Source organism: Haloferula helveola (assembly GCF_037076345.1).
GTDB lineage: Bacteria > Verrucomicrobiota > Verrucomicrobiia > Verrucomicrobiales > Akkermansiaceae > Haloferula > Haloferula helveola.
Map to the genome: position 1 here is coordinate 1,251,316 of NZ_AP024702.1, position 24,050 is coordinate 1,275,365.

The following is a 24,050-nucleotide window of genomic DNA, read 5'->3' on the forward strand; positions in this document are numbered from 1 at the left end:
GTCTGAAAGACTCCCCGTTCCGACTCCGTCGAAGACCTCACGACCCAGACATGAAACCGCCGAAATTTCTCCTCACGACCCTGCTTGCCCTGCCCCTCTGCCACGCTGCGGACCAACCGAACGTGCTTCTGATCTACGGCGACGACGTCGGCTGGGGCGACCTCGGCGTTCAGGGATCAGTGAAGAACCCGACGCCGCACCTCGACAAGCTTGCGTCCGAGAGCCTGCGTTTCACCGACGGCCACTGCAGCGCCGCGACTTGCACGCCTTCCCGATTCTCGATGCTGACCGGCATCCACGGGTTTCGCCACAATGTCCGCATCCTGCCGCCCGACGCCCCGCTCTCGATCCCGGTCGATGCCTTCACCCTGCCCGACCTCTTCAAGAAGGCCGGCTACCAGACGGCGATCGTCGGCAAGTGGCACCTCGGGATCGGCGAGAAGGGCAAAAAGGTCAATTGGAACGCCGAGGTGAAGCCCGGCCCGCTCGAACTCGGCTTCGACTACTCGTTCCTTCTCCCTTCGACCAACGACCGCGTGCCCTGCGTTTACGTCGTTGATCACAAGGTGCTCAACCTCGACCCGAAGGACCCGCTTTTTGTCGGACCGAAGAAGCCCGACGTCGACTGCACGGAGTATCCCAACGGCAAGAAGAACCCGGAGGCGATGACCTACTACAAGAGCACCCACGGCCACAACAACTCGGTCATCAACGGCATCGGCCGGATCGGCGTGCAGTGGGGCGGCAAGTCGGCGCTGTGGGACGATGAGACGATGACCGACACCTTCGTCGCGCGGACCAAGGAGTGGATCGAGAACCGCGACACCTCGAAGCCGTTCTTCCTCTACTACGCAGCGCAGGACATCCACGTCCCCCGAGCCCCGCATCCGCGATTCCACGGCAAGAGCGAGACCGGCTACCGCGGCGACGCGATCGTGCAGTTCGACTGGGCCGTGGGCGAAATGATGAAGGTGCTCGAGGAGCAAGGCATCGCCGACAACACGATCGTCATCTTCTCCAGCGACAACGGGCCGGTCTACGACGACGGCTACGACGACGGCACCAAGACCCACACTTCCAGCAAGGAAACCGACCAAGGTCACGACGGCTCCGGTCCGTATCGCGGTGGCAAATACCAGATCTATGAAGGCGGCACCCGCGTTCCCTTCCTAGTCCGCTGGCCGGCCAAGATCAAGCCGGGCGTTTCCGAAGCTCTGGTCAACCAGATCGACTTCCTCGGCTCGTTCGCCAACTTGCTTGGCGAGGAACTGCCGAAGGATCACGCCATCGACAGCCGCGACACGCTCAAGGCGCTGCTCGGTGAGGACGAGAGCGGCCTTCCCTACATGGTCGAGGAAGCGAAAGGCCTCGCCCTGCGGGAAGGACCGTGGAAGTTCATTCTCGGAGGCAAGAAGGACGAACTCTACAACCTCGACAAGGATGTCGGCGAGCAGACCAACGTGGTCGACCAGCACCCGGACCGCGCGAAAAGCATGCGCGAGCGCCTGGTGAAGATCCGCGACACCAAGTCCGGCATCCGCTCGCTGAACTGAGCGTAAAAACACCGGCAAGGACCGCGCGAGCCCACTCGCGCCCCGTCGGTCCGGCATCCGTTCGCTAGGCTGACCTTCAGGTTCCGCCAAGGACCGCGCGGATCCACTCGCGCCCCGTCGGTCCGGCAGATGCGCGAGTGGGCTCGCGCGGTCCGCTCCGCATTGGTCTTACGCCTCTACGGCCCGGGTCTACTTGGCCTCCGCGTAGACCCACCTCATCGTCTCCGGGCGCCATTCGGCGAGCATCTCGTAGCGCTCCCCGAACTCGAAGCCGTCGAGTTCGGGGAAGTCGTAGCCGGAAGCCTTGTCGAGATCGTCGACGCTCTCGATGACGCGACAGTCGTGGGTCGCGTCAAATGCCTCCAACATCCGCTCGGTCGTCCCCGGCTCGATGAAGTCGTGGGCTTCGATGAGGAAATCATGCACCGCCATGCGCTCGGCGACACTCCGGTCGAAAAGTTTGTTCTCGTAGCCTTCGCAGTCACTGAAGACCAGGCCGCGCTCACCGAGATCGAGACCAAGCAGTGTTTCGCGGTCGCAGAATTCGCCCGTCCGCACCTCGACCCCGTTGAGTTGAGCCATTGCCTCGCAGCAAGCGCGCGCGACGTCGTTGTTATCGAAGGCGAAGATCCGCGTGTCCGGACACCTCATTCCGAATCCGACCGCGTAGTATCCTTCGGCGCAGCCGATGTCGACGATCGCCGAGGGCTGGCGTGCGATCACGGACTCGATCACCTCGCCCAGCTCCCGCTCGTAGGAACCCAGTAGTTTCGGATACACCGTCCTTCCGGATTCATCCTCTTCGGGATACCTCATGCCCGCGAAAGGTCCGTGACAGACCGCTCGCTGCGGAAACGCCTTCCCGAACTTGGCCACGAACGCCTCCCGCTCCGGTCCGTAGCCCGGCAATCGGGAACGCGACCGCAGCAGCTTCCGGTGCAGAGGGCCACCCGAGCCGAGGGCGCGATCGATGCACCGCCAGACCGTGTCGTTCCGGATCGCCTGTTGAACGAGTTTCTTCATCCAGCCCTGCAGCCCGCAGGCTACCGGCAGCAATCGACGAGTCAAACTCGACGACCCATCAGCAGCGGACCGCGCGAATCCACTCGCGCATCTGCCGGACCGACGGGGCGCGAGTGGATTCGCGCGGTCCGCTCCGCCCTTACTCCGCCGGCAGGCCGGTGAGGTGCAGGTTCCGCTTGGGAGCCTGCAGCACGAGCGCATAGCAGACGTTGAAGAGGTCGTCGGCCCCCATGTAGGGCGCACCCATGTGGGGCTGCGTGAACTTCAGTCCGTAGCCCGGCTCCCACGCCATCGAGAACCACCACGCGTATTCCTTGAGCACCCGCTCGAAGCGCTCGGGCGCGGCAAGATTGAGGCCGAGCAAGCCGAGCGATCCGCCGGGCTCGCCGTAGGCATGGCTGTTGCGGATCCACGGGTGGCGTTCCTCCATGATCTTGGTCATGGCATCGCGCATGTCGCTGCGGTCGCCACGCAGGTGGGCCGCCATCGCGAAAAGACCGCTGCGCGACCAGAACTCGCCAAGGTCCTTGTAGGAGCGGTTGTAACCCATCGCGCCGTGGCCGCCGTCCTTCGGGTCGGACCACGACATCTCCATGTACGGCATCAATAGTTCCCAGAGCTTCGAGTCCATGCCGCAGCGTCCCGCCAAGGCCTCGAACACCAACAGATGGCAGGCCGGAGCGACGAGCGCCTTCTGGCCGTATGGAATGCCGTTGGGACCGTGACCAAGCGAAGGAACCTCCCACTTGCACTCGTGCTGGCCGTCGAAGGCCCAGTCGCGCATCAGGTCGAGGTGCGGAAGCACGCGTTCGTCGCCGGTGTGGAGATACCACTCGCTGTAGAGGATGCCCATGTAGGCACCCGACCAGAAGCCGAGGTTACCGTGTTTCTCGGGAGCCGGATACTTCTTCAGACTCCAGCCAATCGCCCGCTTCACCGCCGCCTTGTGCTCCTCCTTTCCGGTCGCCAGCAGTGCCAATGCGCCGAAAGTGGTGCGCTTCATGTCGCCCGACCACGAACCGTCCTTGGCCTGGTTGTTGACCACCCACGCGAGCATGTCATCGAGCAACGCCGCCGCTTCCGGGTCACTGGCCGGATCGAGTGTGGTGAAGGCACGGGTCCTGGGAAGCTCGACGCTCAGTGGCACGATCTTGCCGTCGCGCAGCACACCGAGTTCCAGCGACTTCTCTCCGGCCGACAGCGCTCGCTCCGACTCGCGTCCGAGGATCGCCTCGTGGCTTTGCCGGAACCAGTTCCAGCCCGGGTTGACGTCGTTGACCGGCAAAGGCTTTCCACCGACGGAAAGGATCGCGTCTCCCGCGACGAGCCCGGCATTGGCGGACGGCCCACCCTCACGCACGGCGACGATCGGGAGCACCGTCTGCTGGTGCTCGGTCATCGCGGTGAAGCCGAGCAGCCCGGCACCGAGCACGTCGGGACCGGCGCCGCCGTTCGAGCGGCCGTAGAGCTTGCCACCCGGCTTGGTGCTGACCTGGCACCAGTGCGGCTGCGCCACGACGACCCGTCCTTCGGCAGCCGAGACGCGGAGGCCGAACGACTTTCCGCGGACCGCCTCCATCACGGACTCGGGAATCTCAAGCCAGGTGCGCGTCGAAGCCTCAACCGGTTCTTCCTCCGCCAGCGTCACTCCGATCGGCGTGACCTCTCCGGCAGTGCCGAAACCACCACCGCTCCAATCGCTCTCGATGACGAAGCGGAACGCCTCGACGGTGAGCTTTTCATCGAACCGGATCTCTACCGCCTCGCGGGCCTCGCCGACCTTCTTGCCGTCGGACTCGCCACCGGCCACCTTCTCCCAGTCACCACCCGGCTTGCGCACTTCGAGGTGCCACTTGCGCGCGACGCCATTCGAAAAGCCTTCCTGCCGCGGCAGATAGCTCACTCCCTCCATCGCCTGCGGCTTGCCGAACTCGAGTCCGATCCAGTGCGGCGGGTTCTCCTTCTTTCCTCCGTAGCGCGAGTGCCACGAAGTTTTCGGGTCACCATCGAAGGCGGCCATCGCCAACGAGCCGCCTTGCTCCGATGAGGCGATCACGGTCCATGCCGCGCGGGGGGCTTCACCGGAAACCTTGGTGGCCGAACTTGCGAAGACCTCGCCCGTCGCGGGATCAAGCGCCTCAAGCCGGAGCTCGCCCGCTTTGCCATCGGCGGTGCCGAAAAGATCGAAGCCCAGAACCCCGCGCCAAGCGTCGCCCGCCGACTTCTCCTTGTCGGTCAACTCGGGCACTTCGACGGTGGCGGTCCACGGCGTCTCCGCATCGACCGCGGCGGCCTTGCGCTGGGCCGGCAAATGCCACTCGACGGTGGGGTCGACGGAGGGTGGAGAAAGCACCGCCGCGGAGAGCGGCAGGCTGATCAGACCGAGAAAGGTGGATCGGAGAATCATGGGCAGATGAACGGCGTAAACAGCACTTTGCTTTCCCGAATACGACATAAATCGCCGGATAACTCCGGCAATTCGGCGCACCGTGGAATCTCACGACACATTTTCGCAATTTCCGAAATCCGGAATCGCAAGGGGATGCTAGGCTAACGAATCCGCGATTCGATCATTCGCTTTCCGGCATGCCCAAAACCCAGATCCCCTGCCTCCTCCTCGTCCTCACTGCCTCCGCTTCGGCCGCCGTCTTCGACTTCTCCCTGACCGGCAGCTCCAGCGGCAACAACAGCCAGGGTGGAGGGAGCGGCAACGTTCAGGTCGACGACGCGACCGTTGCCATCATCACGCCGGCCATCGATGGCATCCAGCTCACGCTCGAAGCGCTCTCCGGATCCGGCACGCCAACGATCGGAGCCAACAGCCAGGGCGTGGGTGTCAGCACCGATGGTGAAAGCGATGCCAACAACACCCGGATCGAAGGCGACAAGACCGAGGCCTTCCGCATCAGCTTCGACAAGGCGGTGTCGCTCGACTCGATGCGCTTCGGCAACTTCACCAACACCGAGGTCGTCACGCTGACCTTCATCTCCGGCAGCAATCCCTTCACCTCCGGCACCTCGCTCACCATCAATGCCGACGGCAACCAGGGACCCGCCGATGACATCCTGCTCGCCAGCGACGCGATCGTGACCGGTGGCATCGGCGTGATCCAGGCCGGCACGGTGATCGAGATGACGGTCTCCGCTGACTGCCTTCTCAACGAGTTCACCGTCTCCCCCGCCCTGCCCACCGCGATCGTCGGCTCGGTGCCAGCGCCCGTGATCACCGAAAACCCGAATCCGGGACCGAACCTAGGCAGCACGGTGATCGCCGACGGCAACCTCAAGGGCCAGAGCTTTTCGGTGGCCACCGAGACCACGATCGAAAGCTTCGTCTTCGAGTGCGACGGCGTCACGACCCCCGGCAACTTCAGTGTCGAACTGTACCACGCGATGGATGATGTGCCGTGGCTGCTCAACCCGATCGCGACGGGCATCGCATCGCTTCCGGCCGGACTGGCCGATGGCGACCTGTTCGAGATCGAACTGCTTGACCCGGTCGTCGTCGAGCGCGGCTCGTACGTCGTCACGCTCGGTGGCGTCGGCGCGACCGAGTTCGCCATTCCGATCAGCAATGATCCGCTCTACCCGACCGGTGGCGGTGTGCGGAACAACAGTGCGGAGGGTTGGAGGCCGTTGATCAATGCCGACTCCGATCTCGTCTTCGCGGTCACCGGCACGCAGGCGGCCGACCCGTTTCCCGCCGCTCCGGCCGGCGCCCCGAACATCGTCTTCATCCTCGCCGACGACCTCGGCTGGACCGACCTGAACATCGGAGGAAACGGACCGAACGTGCTCGGCGGCACCGACTACGGCAGTGGCTACTATGAAACTCCGAATTTGGCGCAGCTCGCCGCCGAAGGGCTTTCGTTCACGCACTGCTACGCCCAACCGAACTGCGCACCGACCCGTGCCGCGATCCTTTCCGGCCAGTATGCCTGCCGCGACGGCAATGGCGTTTATCACGTCGACGGGCTCAACCGCGGCCGCAACAGCCCGAACTTCGGGTCGGCCCCGCAGTTCACCGGTCCGTCGCAGAACGAGGACATCCCCGCCAGCCACTTGATCTCCGCCGAGGTCCTGCAGGCCGGCGGCTACGTCACCGCCCACGTCGGGAAGTACCACGTCGGCAACCACGAAGGAGGCTCGGCGACGCTGCCCGAGAACCAGGGTTTCGACTTCAACTTCGGCGGCAAACAGAACGGCAACCCGGGCAACTACTTCTCCAACAACGAGAGCTTCAACGGCGCGCTCGGCGACGGACTGCAGAGCTACGCGAAGAACTACACGAGCGGCTACATCACCGACAACCTGGTATCGGTCGCCAACGGCAACGACCCGACCACGCTGCTGCCATCGACACCCGACAAATTCGTGCAGGATGGCATCGGCGACGCCGCCGTGGCCTTCCTCCGCGACCACGCCAAGGGCAACCTGTCGGCGAGGCCGTTCTACCTCCAGGTCCACAGCTACGCGGTCCACACGCCGATCGGCAACTCGCAGTCGCGACCGGATCTGCTTTCGAAGTTCCAGGCGATCACCAGCACCGACCCTCGCCACGGCAGCGCTCCCTACGCCGCGATCCTCGAAAACCTCGACCAGTCGGTCGGCCGCATCCTTGCCTTCCTCGACGACAGCGGTCTCGCCTCGAACACCATCGTCGTTTTCACCTCCGACAACGGCGGCCACATCGGCCCGACCGACAACGATCCGGTCCGCTTCCGCAAGGGCAGCTTCTACGAAGGCGGCCTGCGGGTTCCGCTGATCGTGCGCTGGCCGGATGGCGGCATCCCGGCCGGCGAGCAGACCGACGCGCTCGTCCACTCGGTCGACTTCTTCCCGACCTTCGTCGACGCCGCCCAGCTTTCCATGCCGACTCAGAACGCCATCGGCGATCCGGTGAACTACGACGGCGCGTCATTCCTCTCGCACGCCGCCGATCCCGACACCGTCCCGGACGCGCGCGACACGGTCTTCTATCACTTCCCCGGCTACCTCGACGAGCGGGCCCGTCCGTGCGAGGTGGCGGTGAAGAAGATCGACGGCAAGGACTACAAGCTGATCTACACCTACGACACCGGTTACGTCGGCAACTCGAATCCAAACGGCAGTGACGAAGACGGCACCGAAGGGCTCGATGTGCTCACCGACAACTGGGAGCTGTACTGCCTCACCGACGACCTTTCGGAAACCACCGACCTGCTCGATGGCAGCTCTTACTCGAACTGGCTGCTCTACGGTGAAATCGCCGAAGGGATGGCGCAGGACATCGTTAACTGGCTCGGCCAAACCGACAGCGACTGGGCCCCCTCGCAGATCACCGACGGCGGAACACCGGTGCCTTTCCTGTCCGCCTCGACCTTGCCGGCGGTGAGCGTGCCGTTCGAGCAGACGTTCCGCATCACATCGTCGGTTCCGAATCTCGGGACCGATGAGATCAGTCTGACGTGGAACAGCGAGTCAGGCTTCTCCTACGACATCGAGGTGTCCGACGGACTGACCGGTTGGAGCACGCTCGCGACGGGGATCGCGGCCACCGGCACCAGCACTTCGGCCACGGTTCCCGACCCCGACATCGCCACCTCGGACCGGAGGTTCTACCGCGTGGTCCTGACGCCGTGACGTGCCAATTTGCAGCTCCGACAATGCGGCGCGAAACATGAAGGCCCAACGCGCCGGCGGCGGTTGGTCACAGGGTTCACCCCGTGTTTCGGCAGACGACAAGGCATTCAAGCCCCGAAGGGGCGATGGCGTTTAGCCACGGGGCTTGCCCCGTGGTTCCGTACAGGCGGAAACATTGGAGCCCCGGGAGGGGCGAAGGCGATGCGGGACAAACCGATTGCTCACGACTCCGCCTGCGCCCCTCACGGGGCTTGATGAATTTCCCATCGGTCATTCCACGGGGTGAACCCCGTGGCTAACTGCCTGCGTCCCTCCGGGACTTCTTCGTGGCCTACTGCCGATGTCTCTTCGGGACTTCCACACACCCTCCGGGACTTCGTGCGCTTTGGAGTTCCCGTGGCAGCGCGACCATCCTAAACACTGGTCATGCTAGAGGTCATCGATCACCCCGTCATCCAGACCGAACTGAGCGGCCTGCGCGACCGGGACTGCCCGTCCCGTGAATTCCGCGCACGGGTCCGCCGCGTCGCTTCCCTGATGGTTCCCGCGGTCACCGCCGGCCTTGAGACCCGACCGATCGCCTGCGAGACGCCGCTCGAAGTCACCAGCGGCGTCGAACTCGCGCGCCCCGTCGTCCTCGCCCCCATCCTGCGGGCCGGCATCGGCTTCCTCGACGGTTTCCTCGACCTCCTGCCCGACGCATCGATCGCCCACATCGGACTCGCCCGGAACGAGGAAACGCTGCAACCCGAACCTTACTACTTCAAGACCCCGCCCGACCTCGGCGACGCCGAGGTCATCGTGCTCGATCCGATGCTCGCCACCGGCGGCTCGGTTTCGGAAGCGATCCGGCAACTCCGGGACTCGGGCGCCACGCGACTGCGATTCGCCTGCTTGGTCGCCGCGCCCGAAGGCGTGAAGGCGATCGAAAGCGAACACCCCGACCTCCCCATCTTCACCGCCGCCCTCGACCGTTGCCTGAATGCCAAGGGATACATCCTCCCCGGCCTCGGCGACGCGGGTGACCGGATTTTCGGTACCTGAAGCTTCCCCGGCTTCCGTTTGCCGGGAAGCCCACAGCGCAAGCGGGCGCCCACCCTCCAGGAAGCCGGACCTCCGGGTTCCCTGGAAAACTAAGAATTGCCGCGCCCTAACCGTTTGCAGAGCCTCGCCGGAAGCCCCCCCTTTTCCCGATCCAGATGAAACACGCCCTTCCCTTCGCCGCGCTCCTCATCTCCAGCACTGTTTCCGGCTTCGCAGTACAGCCCGGAGTGAGCCCGCCTCCCGGCGAACTTGATCTCGAACTGCCACTGGGAAGTCGGCAGGTCGTGTCGGTCGACATCGAGAACCCTCAGGCGGCCTCCGCACTGTCATGGGAAGTCATCTTCCGGAACAGCCCGGCGGATCCGATCGAGCGACTCCTCTCGGACCTCGGGGAGACGCCGGAGCCACTGCTATCGGTGCTTCCGGACCGCTACGAGTTCCCAGGCGGCACCAGCGGTTACCAGTTGACCCTCAGCGGAGGATTCAGCGACACCGGCAACCGCATCTTCCTCAATGGCTCGCGGATCAACTACTCGGACTTCGTTCCGATCACCGTGACCGCGGGTGCCGGCAGCGCCCGCTACACGACCGCCAAACTACCCGGACTGTTCATCTTCTCCGGCGAGCTTTCCGGGGTCACCGAGTTCGCCATCGAAGGCCGCCCGGACCAAGGCTCCGCGGCGGAAGTCTCGGTCGACGATTTCACTGTCGAGGTCGCCGGAACCCCATGGAGGGCATTCGTCAAAAGAATCACGGACTCGGCATCTCCCTCGGCGTTGTTTCGACGTGCGTCGGTCCACCAGCTGATTCTGCTTCCCGACTCGCCGGGGCTGACGCGGACCTTCGACGCCGGGAACGAGTCCGACGGTCACATCATCTCCAACCTGCCGCCGTCGACGCCGCTCCACTACTTCTACTTTTCCCGGCCTGAGGGCTCCGCCTACAACCGGTCCGTCCTCTCGGAATTCGCCGAGACCTACCTCCGTCGCCTCCTTCCCGGTCCGGAGTGGTGCCAACCAGCACCGACCGACGGGACGCTTCCGCCGCTCGGCTCCGGCCAGCTCGATTTCGTCATCGATGCGGGACTCTCCGGCATCGGGTCTCACGCCGCCGAGTTTGCGATCGTGGAAACCGGCACCGACCCCGACACCCTCCCGGCGACGGACTGGAAACCCTTCACCCTCGAGGTGAGCCCGCCGCCCTTCCGGCTCGGGTCCGAAAACCTCGAATTCTCCACACTCGAGGGCTACAACCCCGCAACCGGGGAACTCGAAGTGCTGCCAGCCGAGGGGGAAAGCAACCTCCCCTTGCTGAGCGTCACGGCGACGGCCGATTGGCTGACCATGACTCCAACGGGCGACGGCCGGTGGCAGGTCGAAGCGCAGACCGACGGACTCGCCCCGGGCACGCATCTCGAGCACCTTGCCGTCAGCGACGGCACGTCCACCGCCAGCGTGCCGGTGTGGATCGAGGTCGAGTCTCGAAACATCATCTCGTTCCTCGCCGACCCGATCCGGCCCCGGCTTTACGCCCTCAGCAAGCTCGCGGAGCGCCCTGGGTTCCTCCTCGTTTTCGATCCCGCCACACAGTCCGAGACCACCGCGATCCCGCTGGGCCTCGAGCCGATCGACTTCGACCTGAACGAAACCGCCAGCGAGTTGATCGTTCTCAACAACAGCGACCCGTCGATTTCGCGGGTCGACCTCGAGACCCTGTCGGTCACCCAAACGATTCCGCTCGGAGAATTCGTGACGTCCCCGGATTCCTTTGACGGGCGGATCGCCGACGGTCCCGGATCGATCCTCTACTACGTCGACGAGGACCGGCAGCCGAAGCTCCATGTCTTCGACCTCGCCTCCGGAACCGTGCTGCAGAAGTTTTCCGCGGATCTCGTTCCCCAGACGGACCCCGGCACCAGTTATGGATTCGGTGACATCGCGGTCGACTCCGGCCGGAGTCGCCTGTTCGCGTGGACGCGTCAGGATACGACCGGCTCGTCCACGGGATCGCACGCCGTGAGCTTCGACATCGCCCCGGACGGCACGCTTTCCAATTTCACGCGATCGGTGATCCGCAACCGAGGGACCTTCCGCCGGGATCCCGACAACACCCCAACCCTCTTGAGCGAGGATGGCAGAACCCTTGTGATCAAGGACAGCCGGCTTGATCCGGATGCACTGGATGCCGAGCTCGCCCGCTTTCCCGCTGTGGCCTACGCCCTGACCCGGGGCGGCGAGCTCGCGGGACTTTCCAACCGCATTTACAACCTCCGGGAGGATACCACCACGACCCTCACCGGATACGCACCCAACCAGTTCACTCCGGACTACGCATGGTTCACCTCGATCGGAAGCGACGGCGAGGTGGTTTGGACCGATCTCCACAGCGTGGTCACTCCGGCCGAACTCGGAATGCGCTTCGAGCCGGCCGATGACGGAGGAGCAGTCCTTCCCGGCGAACTCCGATGGCCACCCGCGCGGGAGGTGCGGAGCTACGAGGTCTATGTCGGCACGGATCCCGACGCGGTCGCGGCAGCAGTTTCCGGATCGCCGGAATACCTCGGCAGCTTCAGCGGAAATTCGGCACCTTTTCCCCCGGGCCTCGTCGCCGGTACCGTTTACTACTGGAAGGTCATCCCCGTGGGTGGCAGCGATCCGGACTTTGATCCGGTCCGTTCCTTCACGGTGCTGCCGGTCAGCCTGCCGCGGAGGGACCTGATCGCCGGTTCTGTCGCAGGTGCCTCCAGACGGCTCGAGACCTTTCCGATCGACTGCGACGCGTCGACCGGATGGGAGTTGGGCTCGACCGTACCATGGATCTCCGCGGAACCGGCATCGGGCGCCGGCAGTGCGACTCCAACCGTCGTTCTCGACGCCAGCGCGCTCGACACCGGCGTGCATCGCGGCGACCTGCTGCTGACCGTGAATGGCGTGACCACCGTCATCCCGGTGGAGTTGACCGTCTTCGGAATGCAGGTGCGGGAGATGGACGTCGTGCCGGGCGAAGACACGATCTGGGTCTACTCGCAGGGAACTGACGAACTCGGTTTTCTGGTCGCCTACAACACCTCGTCATCAGGCTTCGAAACAGTCATCCCGACCGGTCTGGCGGCCAGTCCGTTGGCGGTGCACGCCCGGGAGGACCGGATCTACGTCGCGCAAACGAACCCCGGCATTATCTACGGCTTCGACCGTAGCACGCTCGAGCAGGTCTTCACCTACCGGTTCGAGCCACGTCAGCCGCCCACCCAGACCTCGCACGGAATCCGGAGTCTCGCTCCTGGACCCGACGGACGGATCGTTGTCGAAATTCTCGAACCGAACCGGTCCGCACTGCTTCTGGTCGACACAACGAACGGTGATCTCCTCGATGAATTCGAACTCGGAGACATCCCCGCCGGCAGCGGTGTCAGCAGCGCCGACGGAAACTTCTACTTCCACGCCGACGCCAACTTCTCGAACGCCGACATCTCGAAATTCGACCTCGCGGGCGACCGCTTCACCGAGCTGGCCAGTTACCGCTTCGCCGGCTACAGCAGCAGTGGCGGATTCCCGGTGCGGCTCAGCGCCGACGGGACGCGGATCGCGTGGAACGGCGGAATCCTCGACACCGATCTCAATCTCCTCAACGTGGTGCCCCAGCAGCTCCATGCCATCAGCGGCAACGGGGCATTCGTCGCCTCCAACCGCGACCTTTACAATGCCGCCAACGGGCTCGTCGTCGGACGGCTTCCGGCCTTCAGCAACCGCAGGATTTTCGACGGCTCCGGCGAGGTGCTCTATACCTTCGACAGCCAGGTCTGGGTGACCCCGCTCTCCGAATTCGCGGCGCTCCCGGACCGTGATGTGGTTCCCACCGTATCCGACGGATCCACGATCCGGATCAACGACGTCGAACTTGCGTGGGCGCCCGAAGCCACCGCCGCTTCCTACAAGGTCTTCTTCGGCACGGATCGCGACCTCGTGGCGGCGGCGGATTCGGACAGCTCCGAGTTCCTCGGAACGATGACCTCATCCAGGTGGACGGGAGACCTGCCCGACATCGGGATCGGTGGGACTTACTACTGGCGGATCGACATGCAGGGAGTCGACGGCACCCGGACCGGCTCCGTGTGGGAATTCAGCGTCGCCCCGATCGAAACGATCCCGAGCCAATTCACCATTCCGACACTGACCGGCCGTCCGATCGAGCGACAAATCATGAGTTTCCGGTCGGCGGGATCCACCGACTGGGAAGCATCCACCTCGGACGCCTGGATCCGACTGGAAAGCACCTCCGGCACGGTCTCTCAGGAACTTGCGTTCGAAATCGACACGACCGGGCTTCCGGTCGGCACCCGGATCGGCAGCATCGCCATCACGTCGGGCGGTGAAACCATCGCGGTTCCCGTCGAGGTCGATGTCGTCCAGCTGGACATCGAACGCCTCGCCATCGATCCGAGCCGGGCACGGGTTTACGGACTCAACGACCAACTGCCGAGCAACGGCTGGAACCACCTGCTGGCAATCGATCCCGAATCTGCAGAGGTACTTGATCTGATCCGGATCGGCCGCAACGTCACCGATCTGGTCATTGATCCGGTGACCGATCGCCTGATCGCATCCAATGACGGCTACCCGGTGACCCGGGTGGTGGATCTCGCGAGTTTCGCGGAGCTTGCCCCTCTCGAACTTGGCGACGATGTCTTCACGCTAGAGATCGACCCGGACCGCCGGCTTCTCATCGCCGAAACCGAGCGCAGCCAGGTCAGCGTGCGGGCCCTCGATCTCGACACACTGGCGCAGGTGACCTCGTTCAGCGGTTCGGCCGGCGTGACCCGCATCGACCCGGCACGGAACGTCTACTACCGCGCCGAGAACTTCTCGGGCGCTTCCCGTCTCAAGAAGTATGATCTCAATCTCTCCCCTCCGGTTCAGATCGGTGAGGTGACCCATAGCGCGTCGCTCAACGAAATCCTGATGACCAACGACGGAAGCCTGCTCGTTTGCCGGGACACGGTCTACAACCCGGATCTGGAGATCGTGAACGCGCTCCCCGCGGAACCCGTCTGCCTGTCACCGTCCGGTCAACTCGCGGTCAGCACCTCCTCGATCTACTGGCTCGACGATGGCACTTTCGTTGACGACCTGCCGTTCATCGCCGATGAGGCCACCTTCACCGCCGACGGCGGGCGACTGATTCTCTTCAACCGGACCGACCGCCGTCTGGAATCGATCCCGCTCGACCCGATCATCCAACTTCCGGGTCCCACCCCGCGCGACGGCCGGTGGCTCGGCGCCAGCCCGGAAACTCTGAGCTGGCAGCCGGTCGATGGCGCGAATGCCTACACCGTCACGCTCCGCAGCCCGTCCCGGGGAACCCTTGTATTCAGTGGACTGACCGTGCCGCAGCTCGGAATTCCGTTTCAGTTCATCCGCGGCGAAATCGTCGACTGGTCGGTCCGCGCCGAGTTCTCCGATCGTGGACCGGTCGACCTGCCTGAGTATCAGTTCGGCATCCGCATCCCGCAGCACTCCACGCTCGAAGGTGCCATTCCCTACGATCCGGGATTCGGACCCGGTCACCTGCTGGCGCGATCGGGTTCCAACTCCTATGTGCTGCGGACCTTCGACCATGACTCGGGCGAGTCCGTGGTAATCGAGGACAACCCGGTCGTACCACCCGCAGGCATTCCCACCTCCGGCCAGCGCACCCTCATCGACCGGTTCCGTTGCTACCACACGCTTCCCGGCCAGACCGCGGAAGACAGCTCCACGGGCGTGGTCTTTTCTTTCGACGCCAGCCTCTACAACCGCGCCCACACCTCGCTGCTGCCGAGGCCCGACGGAATCAATCGTGACCTCGGTACCGGCCTCGCGGTTTCCGGAGGCCTGCTGCTGACGGGAGGCAACGCTTCGAACTCCAACCGCTCCCGGGTGATCGCCTACACCACTCAGCCCGCGATGGTCCAAACCCAAGCGCTTGTACCTTCGGAGGAACGCGAATTCGATCGTTTCGGCTCGGCGATCGCCCTTCACGGCAACGCAGCGGCCATCACTTCCGGCGGCCGGTTCAGCTTCAGCAACCCGGTCCTCCCGGCAATCTTCATGTTCGACCGCGATCCCGTCTCGGGCCGGTGGCAGGAGACGCAGAAGCTCGAAGTCCCCGACGCCGGCAGCCGGGACTTCATCCGCCAACTCGCCATGAACGACCGCTTCCTTGTCGTAGTGAACTCCAACCGCGACGAGGTGCATATTTTCGAGCGAGCCGACGGCGGAGCATGGGCATTCCAGACAACGTTCTCGGCCGCCAACCAGCGGGGAGCCACCGCGAGCTTCGGGTCGGCGATCGCGCTCGCTGGAAACCGCCTCTTCGTCGGCGACGCTGAAGCAAGAGTCGACGGCGAATCAGGAGCGGTCTTCACCTTCATCTTTGACGGTTCGGCATGGTCACCCGGCGTGCCCGTCCTGCCACCCGATCCTTCAGTCCGCCGCAGGAACTTCGGCCTCTCCCTCGCCGCACGCGACCGATGGCTGTTCGTCGGGGCCGGCATCGCCAACACCGGAGCCTTCACCGACACCACGGGACATCTGTTCGACCTCGACCCGGCACCCAATCACACGCCGTATTTCCAACCCGCCGCGGTGACGCAGGTTGTCGCGGGCAGCTTTCTCAATCTCGAAGTCTCCGCCGGGGACGCCGATGGCACGGACGGGCTCGTGATGGGTGCGACCCAGCTCCCGGACTGGATCGAGTTCACCGATCTCGGAAATGGAACGGGCACCTTGACGGGCACCGCGAATGCCCCGGCGGGCAGCCAGCACGAATTGCAGTTGGTGGTCACCGATCCGAGCGGCGCGAGGTCGTACGACACGTTCCGGTTGACGGTCGTCGAGAAGGCGAATCGGCCGATCATTACCCAAGGGCCGGACGACCTTGCTCTAGAAGACGGACAGGACATCGTTCTACGGGCGGAGGCGGCTGGCATCGAACCGCTCGCATGGCAGTGGTTCCACAACAGCCAACCGATCCAAGGAGCGACCCGGCCGACGCTCGAGATCGCCGAGGCCGGCACCGGGAACCAAGGCGCCTACCACGTGGAAGTGAGCAACGCCGCAGGGGGCGCGACCTCTCGCACCAGCACCGTCACCGTCGGACCTGCCGACCGGTTCAACGGTCCATGGGCTGCCACCGGCAACTCGATGCGCCGCTCCGGATTCCATCCGGCACGACTCAAGCGGCACACCTTCGTGCCGGTCTGGTCGCGACGGCTCCCGGCGAACTCGCTCACCCAAGCCGCCATCGCCGATGGCAGGGTCGTGGTCAGCGGCATCGGCACTCCCGGGTCGCTCGTCTTCGCTCTCGACTTCAACAGCGGTGAAGTCCTGTGGTCGACGCCTTTCGATTCGACCCGCTCCGCGAATCCTCCATCCATCCACCGCGACCGTATCTATTATCAGGAGAGTGACATCTCCAACAGCCGGTTGTGGTCCCTCGCCGCCGACACCGGTTCCGTCATCTGGGAAGGGAACTGGATTACCCAGTTCGAGTCCTACGACTCGCCGGCCGTCAGCGATTCAGGAGTCTGGATTGGCGGCGGCTATGGCGACGGGCTATATGGCTTCGATCTCGACGGGACATCCCGATTCTACGAAGTCCTGCCGCAGGAGTCCGACAGGTGGACACCGATCCTCAGCGGCGACCGGTTGTTCAGCTGGGTCGAGGGCACCCTGCGCGAACACGATCCGGAAACCGGCAAACTGCTCTGGAGTTGCATCGGCACCGGCGGGAAGAACATTTTCTCTGGAACCATTCGCGGCGACCGAGCCTTCGTCTCAACCGGGGACGGGCTTTCCTGCGTCGACCTGATCGGGCAGAAACGTCTTTGGACCGTGCCCGGGTTGCCCTACTGCAATCCGGCCGTCTTCGGCAGCCTGATCTATGCGGTCGCAGGGAGCACCGTGCGTTCTTTCAGCACCGAAGACGGCACTGAGCAGCCGGAGTTCGTGCTGCCGTCCGAGGACCCCATCGCCATCGCCCAGCCTGTGCTGCTTCATGGTCATCTTATCGTTTCCACCCAGACTCGGACTTACATCTTCGACCGGGAAACCATCGAGCTTCTCCAGGTCATCGAGGTGGGAGGGAATCTCAGCTACTCGGAAGGCAAGCTGATCATCGTTGATGCCGCCGGCGAGGTTCACGCATGGTTCGCCAATGGCGCACCGGAATTTTCGCCGGACCTTCCGGATCAGGTGAACAGCGGCGTCGCTGCCCCGCCTTTCGCTCTCGCTGTCGGCGCGTTCACCGGAGATCCCGATCCCGCCGACGCCTTGGTATGGGCGATCGTGGACGTGACCCGGCCGGAAATCTTCAACACCCTTGCCATCGACCCGGGCAGTGGCGACCTGACCGTGATCTACAACCCTTGGGAATCGGGTTCGTCCGATGTGACCGTTTCGGCCAGCGACCCGGTCGGCAACGTGACTGAAAGCACCATCACTTTCACCGTTCCTCCACACCCGCTCCCCGCACTCGAAATCGAGGAATCGATGATCTTGAACCGGCAGACGGGACTCTACGAGCACACGATCACGGTGACCAACCCCGCACTGCGGGAGATCGCCGGATTCGATCTCACCATCACGGGGCTCCCCGTGGGAGTCGAGGTTCACAACGCTTCCGGCGAAGCTGAAGGCGCGTGGTCCGTCCAGCACCGGCAGCCGCTGGCACCTGGAGCTTCGATCACCCTGATTCTTGAATACTACGCTCCGGTCCGCGGAACGGTTCTTGAACCCCAAGTCGCTGCCTCAATCGTCACCTTACCGGAACAGGATCCAGCCGCCGAAGTGCCGGGCTTGGCTGTCGACCGCTGCGAGTTGGTCGACGACGGCTTGCTGATCGAATTCATCTCCGTGCCCGGAGCACTCTACGAGATTCAGTACTCTGACGACTTCACGCTGTGGAAGACCTCGCCCACCCGCATCCGGGCGGCTGGCAACCGCGTCCAATGGATCGACAGGGGCCCTCCCAGAACCGACTCCTCACCCGGCGACAAGTCCTCGCGATTCTACCGTGTCCGCGAACTCCCCGAAACCGAATGAAATCTTCCCTCAGGCATGGCCCGGGCACTTTGGTGCTGTCGTCGTTGCTGATTCTCCCGGCCTTCGCCGGCAGCGCGAAGTCTCCCGTCGAATCATCCGGCGATTGGGAATGGTCGATCTCCACCGGCCCGGCGATCCGCAACGTCGGCAAGCTCAAGGTCAACGCGGGCTACCGCAGCAGCATCGGCATCATTCCGTCCTTTGTCGGAAATGACTCGCTGACGGTTCCTCCAATCGGTGACGAGGGCGCTTACGCCGATCGATTCTACAATGACGGCTATGTCCGACAGGATGCCGGAACGGGCATCGACGGCTCCACTTGGTTCTGGGGCTATGACAATGCCTCGCAGGTGCAGGGCGACCAGTTGGGCTATTCCGCCACGGGCGCCCAGAGCATCCGGCGCGATGCCTACAACGTGCCCTCTTCCGGCCCCTTCAGCCGGGACAGCCTCCGGGGTTTCGCCCCGCACATCCAAGTCGACGCGCGCAGCCCCTACCAGGTGGCCGGCTTTCGTTTCGGCCTGAGTGCGGGCTTCGATTTCACGCAGGTCGACCACGCCTCGACCTTCACGAATTTCACCGGCACCCAGTTTCGGGACGACTACCGGTTGGACTATGTCGACCGGTTCGAACTCGGCGGAGTCATTCCTCCTTCGCCCGGCTATGCCGGAAGTCTCGCCGGTCCGGGACCTCTGATTCCCAACCAACCGGGATCACGCTCGCTCACTCCGGTGCTCCTCTTCACGGACACCGGATCGATTTCCAACCGCGTCTGGAACTCGATCGACATCGACGTCTTCAGCCTGACCTTCGGTCCGACCTTCCAGCGCTCCTTCGGCCCGGTCGACCTGAGCCTGCAAGCCGGTCTGATTCTCAACGTGTATCACTGGCAGGCACGCCAGGCGGAGCGGCTGTCGGCGACCAACCGGTCGGGCACCACCGTGGTGGCCCGATGGGCCGAGGGTGACTCGGGGACAAAGTTCCGGCCGGGAATCTACGCCCAGGCGGAGATCTCTTACGACGTCGGCAACAACCTCGCGGTCGGCACCTACCTGCGGCTGGACACGGCGAGCGAGTTCAGGGCTCAGGCAGGCCCGAGCATCTACCGGATCGACCCCACGGGATTCATGACGGGGTTCTCGGTAACCTACACCTTCCCCTGATCTCCGGCGGGCTCACGAATCAGCGCGACATCCTCCGCCTGAAACTCTTGGATGGGACGTCGTGAGCATCCGCTGGAAGCTGTTCCTCGCTCTCTTCCTCCTCACCGCAGGAGCGAGCGCGCTTGTGCTGTTCCTCGCCGAGCAGGAGTTCCGCACCTCGACGCGCGAGGAGGTTTCCAAGCGGTTCGATAGCCAGATCAGCGGTCTGCTAGAGGCCCGCAGCGAGCGACTCGCACAAGTCCGCGAGCTCTGCTCGAAGCTCGCCGGCCAGGATGTGCTCCGGCAACGCTTGCGCGATCCGGACACCACTCCGGAGCGCGGGTTTCTTGAGAAGTTCGAAGAGCTCCGCGGCGGACGAGAAACGGAATCGAGGGTCCGCAACCCGCAGCAGGGACGAACTGCAAGGCCGGGCCGCGCGGCGGAGCTTCCGCTGATGGGCGTGATCACGCTGGAAGGCGAGATGCTGCCGCTCGGACGACCCCTTCCGGCACAGCGGAGACGGCGGCCGCCACAGCAGCTCCGCGAACTCGCCCGCCAGCCGTCGCAGGAAGTCGCCTACGTGGTGGTGGAGAACGAGCGCGAAGGCGAAACGCGCAGCCGGGTGCAGGAGGTCGTCGTCACGCCCGTGCGGGAGGACGACGGCACGATGCTCGGCTGGTTCTTCATGGGAATGGACGCGCAAACCCGCGACGAGCAGGTCTTCCAAAGGGCCGAAGCGATCTCCGGACGGGAAGCACGCACCGGCGTGGTCGTGGAAGACGAGTGGTTCGTTTCGGGCCTGACGGAGGCCGACAAGGAAACGCTGGCCGCGACGAGAGCGGACAGCGGATGGGACGATCCCGAACCCGAACTCGTCGAGCTCGACAACGAACGCTACCTGCTCGCCACCGCACCGCTCAATCCCGACTCGCCGCTCGGCCGCGGATACCAAGTCACGCTCTTCCCGATCGGCTCGCTCATCGACGCCGTCGAAGACCTGCGCTGGAAGGTGGCCGGCCTCGCGCTGATCGCCGCGGTCGTCGCGGGCATCGTGGCGCTGGTGCTGTCCGCGCGATTCAGCCGCCCAATCGCCGCGTTGGTCGCCGGAACCGAACGCGTTCGGCGCGGTCAATTCGACGAGCAGGTTCAGGTGCGGTCGAAGGACGAACTGGGCAAACTCTCGGACGCCTTCAACCTGATGACCCGCGACCTCGCGCTGAAGGAGCGCTACCACGAGGTGCTCGGAAAGGTCAGCGACCCGACCGTCGCCCGGCGCCTGATGGAAGGCGAACTCGAGCTCGGTGGTGAAGTCGTCGAGGCCGCCGTCCTGTTCTGCGACATCCGTGGCTTTACCGCGATGACCGACGGCATGCCGCCATCCGAGGTGATCGATCTTCTCAACGAACACATGACCGCACTGACACGCGTCGTCTACGAGCACGGCGGCGTGGTCGACAAGTTCGTCGGCGATCTTGTGATGGCGGTCTTCGGCACTCCGCAATCCCACGGCGACGACGCGCTGCGGGCTGCGCGATGTGCGGTGGCGATGCTTGAGGAACGTCGCTCGCTCGATGCGGCGACCTCCCGCGAGGTCGCCGTCGGCATCGGCGTGGCATTCGGCCCGCTGGTCGCGGGCTGCATGGGTTCGAGCGACCGCCTCAACTACACCGTGCTCGGAGACCGCGTGAATCTCGCGGCACGCCTTTGCAGCGCCGCCGGCGCCGGTGAGGTGCTCGTCGACAGCGCCGTAGCCGGAGCCGCCAAGGACGAGTTCCACGTCGACACCCGCGGCACCGCCAGCCTGAAAGGCTTCGCCGAACGCGTGCCGATGTTCGCCATTCAGCGGGGCAACATGTCCAGCCCGCAGACCCTCGGAACGGACTGAACTACAAGAGTGTTGGAGCTTTTTCCGAAATGTCGTAGCCGCCCGGAAGCGAATGGCGATCACCGATTTCAGGCAACAATGGAAATACAAGTGAACCGCGAAAATCGCGAAAAGCCGCTAAATCCAGAGATAGGAAGTCATTTCAGATTTCGTGGCCTTTCGCGATTTTCGCGGTTCGATCTCTTCATTGAGATCATAGAAACGGCTACAGAATAAAGCAAAGCGCTGTAGTCGCCTCGTCGTACCGGTGCCGACAATAGAATTCGATCATCCTATGAGATGGGGTTAACGATCACCTTAATGACAGCCACACCCCATCGGTCGCGAAACGGAGCACCCAACTGCTCAGGCCGACCGTGGCTTCGCCGCTGGCTGCAGTTCGTGGCGGTCCTCATTCTTGGCCTTCCGCTCCTGCGCGCTCAGAACCCTGCGGAGGAACTGGCTACCGGAGATTCCAAGCCCCCCATCCCGGAGGACCTCGTGATCCCGACCGACATCGAGGTCACGGACAAGGCGATCCGCGAGCGACTGCTCTCGATCTATTCGCAGATGGATGAATTGAAGACGCTGGAGGTCGACGCTCTCGCAGGCGTGGTCACGCTGCGCGGCACGGCGCGGGAAGCGGAGGATATCGAGGTCGCCGTGGCACTCGCTGAAAAGACCGAAGGCGTCGTCTTCGTGCGCAACCGCATCGAACGACAGCTCGATGTCGAGTCGCGGCTCTCACCGGCGATGGAAAAGGCCCACTCGCTGTGGCGAGCGGGAGTGCGCGCCGCCCCGCTTTTCCTGATCGCCGTCATCAGTGCGCTCGTGATGTGGGCCATCGGTCGCTGGCTGGCGGGCCGGAAGTCGTTCTGGTCACGATTCGGTCTCAGCCCCCTCGGTCTCGGACTGCTCCAACGCACCATCCGGATGGCCTTCCTGCTGATCGGCATCACGATCGGCCTCGAGATCCTCGACGCCACCGCCCTCGCGGGGGCGCTGCTCGGGGTGGCAGGGGTCGTCGGGATTGCCTTGGGCTTCGCCTTCCGCAACATTGTGGAGAACTACCTCGCCGGCGTGCTGCTCAGCATGCGCAACCCGTTTTCCCCCGGCGACGTGGTCGAGGTCGGTGGCAGCAAGGGGAAGGTCATCCGATTGACTTCGCGGGACACCGTGCTGATGACCCCCGACGGCAATCACCTGCGGATTCCGAACCGCCTCTTCATGGATTCCGAACTCCTGAACCTGACCCGCAACCCGCGCCGCAGGTTCGACTTCGCCGTCGGTGTCTCGGTCGAACAGGACCTCGTCGCGACGCGCGAGCTCGGCCTTGAAACCGTCAGCTCGGTGACCGGTGTCCTCGATGATCCCGCGCCGTGGGCGGTCGTCGAGGAACTCGGGGACAGCACGGTGAATCTCCGTTTCTTCGCGTGGCTCGATCAAAGGGACTCGGACTTCCTGAAGACCCGCAGCGAGGCGATCCGTCGGATCAAGGAGACCTTCGACGACGCCGGGATCGAAATGCCGGAGCCGATCTACCGGGTCCATCTCACCGAGAAGAAAAACGAGCCCGCCCAAGCGGCAGCAAAAGGTCCGATGAGAAGCTCGACTTCCGCAGCGGCGCGGACGGCGACCGACACGGGGGCCGACGACACCCTCGACCGCCAGATCGAGTTGTCCGAAGCCGGAGCGAAGGAAGAGAACCTGCTCAGCGACAAGGAATAGCACCCGTCGTCCGATCGTGCGTTCGGCGCGGCGGGCGGTGAGTTTTGCACGATCTCCGTGGTTTGCGGGAGCGGCCAATCCTCGCAATTCCGGGGGATCGGGCGTTTGCACGCGCCTTGCTGGAAAGGTCGGCATGAACACGACCGAGCAGAAAGGATGGATCTCCAAGTTGGCGACTACGGGCTATGCCTCGAAGGGCATCGTTTATGGAGCGGTCGGTGTTCTTGCCGCGATGGCCGCATTCGGAACCGGCGGCTCGGTTGAAGGTCCGAAGGGCGCGCTTTCGGAAATCGGGTCGACGGCATGGGGTGGAATTCTGCTCGTGCTGATCGGGGTCGGCCTTCTCGCCTACGGCATCTACCGGCTGCTCGGCGCCTTCGCCGACATCCATTCGGAAGGTCAGGACGGCAGCGGCATTGCGAAAAGGCTCGGCTACTTCGGCAGCGGACTCGTTCACTGCGGACTGGCCGCCTACGCACTCATGGGAGTCGGCGGTAGCGGATCGGGGACCGAAGAATCCCTGACCGCCAAGGCTCTCTCGATGCCCGGCGGCGCCCTGCTCGTCGGCGCGGTCGGCTTGGGAATCATCGGCGCCGGCATTTACCAATGGGTGAAAGCGCTCACCGGGAAATACGCGAACCGCTTCACGCTGGACCGCTACACCGCGACCAAGCGCAAGTGGATCGAACGCATCGCGAAGATGGGACTGATCGCCCGGGGCGTGATCTTTCCGCTCATCGGTTTCTTCCTGATCGTCGCCGCGACGAACAGCGATCCCAGCCAGACCAAGGGAATGGGTGAAGCCCTCCAGACGCTCTCGGGCTGGGAGTCGGGACCGTGGTTGCTCGGTCTCACGGCCATCGGACTGGTCTGCTACGGTATCTACTGCGAGGTCCTGGCGATCTACGGTCGCTGGCGGCACTCGGCGGTCCGCTGACCGCCCGACTTGATCGATCCTGTCGATCACTGACAAAGGATTTTCGATACCTCCCCC

Annotated in this window: 10 protein-coding genes; 8 read left to right on the top strand and 2 right to left on the bottom strand. The window is 64.2% G+C overall.

All coding sequences use genetic code 11. The features are described from left to right. Window positions 1–50 precede the first annotated feature (50 nt). Complete coding sequence (locus HAHE_RS04300) at window positions 51–1,553, top strand: arylsulfatase (RefSeq protein WP_338688888.1); 1,503 nt, start codon at window positions 51–53, stop codon at window positions 1,551–1,553. Between the two features lie 189 nt (window positions 1,554–1,742). On the opposite strand, the gene HAHE_RS04305 is transcribed toward HAHE_RS04300, so the two are convergent. Next, entirely contained in the window at window positions 1,743–2,576 is an 834-nt protein-coding gene (locus tag HAHE_RS04305; protein WP_338688890.1) for a hypothetical protein, read from the bottom strand. 139 nt (window positions 2,577–2,715) lie between these two features. Then, window positions 2,716–4,983: a DUF6288 domain-containing protein gene (locus tag HAHE_RS04310; RefSeq protein WP_338688892.1), complete on the bottom strand. Its 2,268-nt coding sequence runs from the start codon at window positions 4,981–4,983 to the stop codon at window positions 2,716–2,718. A gap of 179 nt (window positions 4,984–5,162) precedes the next feature. On the opposite strand from HAHE_RS04310, the gene HAHE_RS04315 reads away from it, so the two are divergent. The 7 genes from HAHE_RS04315 (at window position 5,163) to HAHE_RS04345 (ending at window position 23,993) form a co-directional block, all read left to right on the top strand. Beyond that, entirely contained in the window at window positions 5,163–8,198 is a 3,036-nt protein-coding gene (locus tag HAHE_RS04315; RefSeq protein WP_338688894.1) for a sulfatase, read from the top strand. 420 nt (window positions 8,199–8,618) lie between these two features. Further along, window positions 8,619–9,242, top strand: a complete 624-nt coding sequence (gene upp / locus HAHE_RS04320) for a uracil phosphoribosyltransferase (protein WP_343218202.1) — start codon at window positions 8,619–8,621, stop codon at window positions 9,240–9,242. A 155-nt stretch (window positions 9,243–9,397) separates the two neighbouring features. Then, window positions 9,398–18,322 (top strand): PQQ-binding-like beta-propeller repeat protein, encoded by an 8,925-nt coding sequence (locus tag HAHE_RS04325; RefSeq protein ID WP_338688898.1) that lies wholly within the window; start codon window positions 9,398–9,400, stop codon window positions 18,320–18,322. Next, window positions 18,319–19,485, top strand: coding sequence for a hypothetical protein (locus tag HAHE_RS04330; protein WP_338688900.1), 1,167 nt, complete (start codon window positions 18,319–18,321; stop codon window positions 19,483–19,485). Before HAHE_RS04325 ends, HAHE_RS04330 begins: the two co-directional genes overlap by 4 nt. A 61-nt stretch (window positions 19,486–19,546) precedes the next feature. After that, a complete protein-coding gene (locus HAHE_RS04335; protein ID WP_338688902.1) occupies window positions 19,547–21,349 on the top strand; it encodes an adenylate/guanylate cyclase domain-containing protein in 1,803 nt (600 codons plus the stop codon). 381 nt (window positions 21,350–21,730) lie between these two features. Further along, window positions 21,731–23,056, top strand: a complete 1,326-nt coding sequence (locus HAHE_RS04340) for a mechanosensitive ion channel family protein (protein WP_338688904.1) — start codon at window positions 21,731–21,733, stop codon at window positions 23,054–23,056. A gap of 133 nt (window positions 23,057–23,189) precedes the next feature. Continuing rightward, window positions 23,190–23,993 (top strand): DUF1206 domain-containing protein, encoded by an 804-nt coding sequence (locus HAHE_RS04345; protein ID WP_338688906.1) that lies wholly within the window; start codon window positions 23,190–23,192, stop codon window positions 23,991–23,993. The last annotated feature ends 57 nt before the right edge of the window (window positions 23,994–24,050 follow it).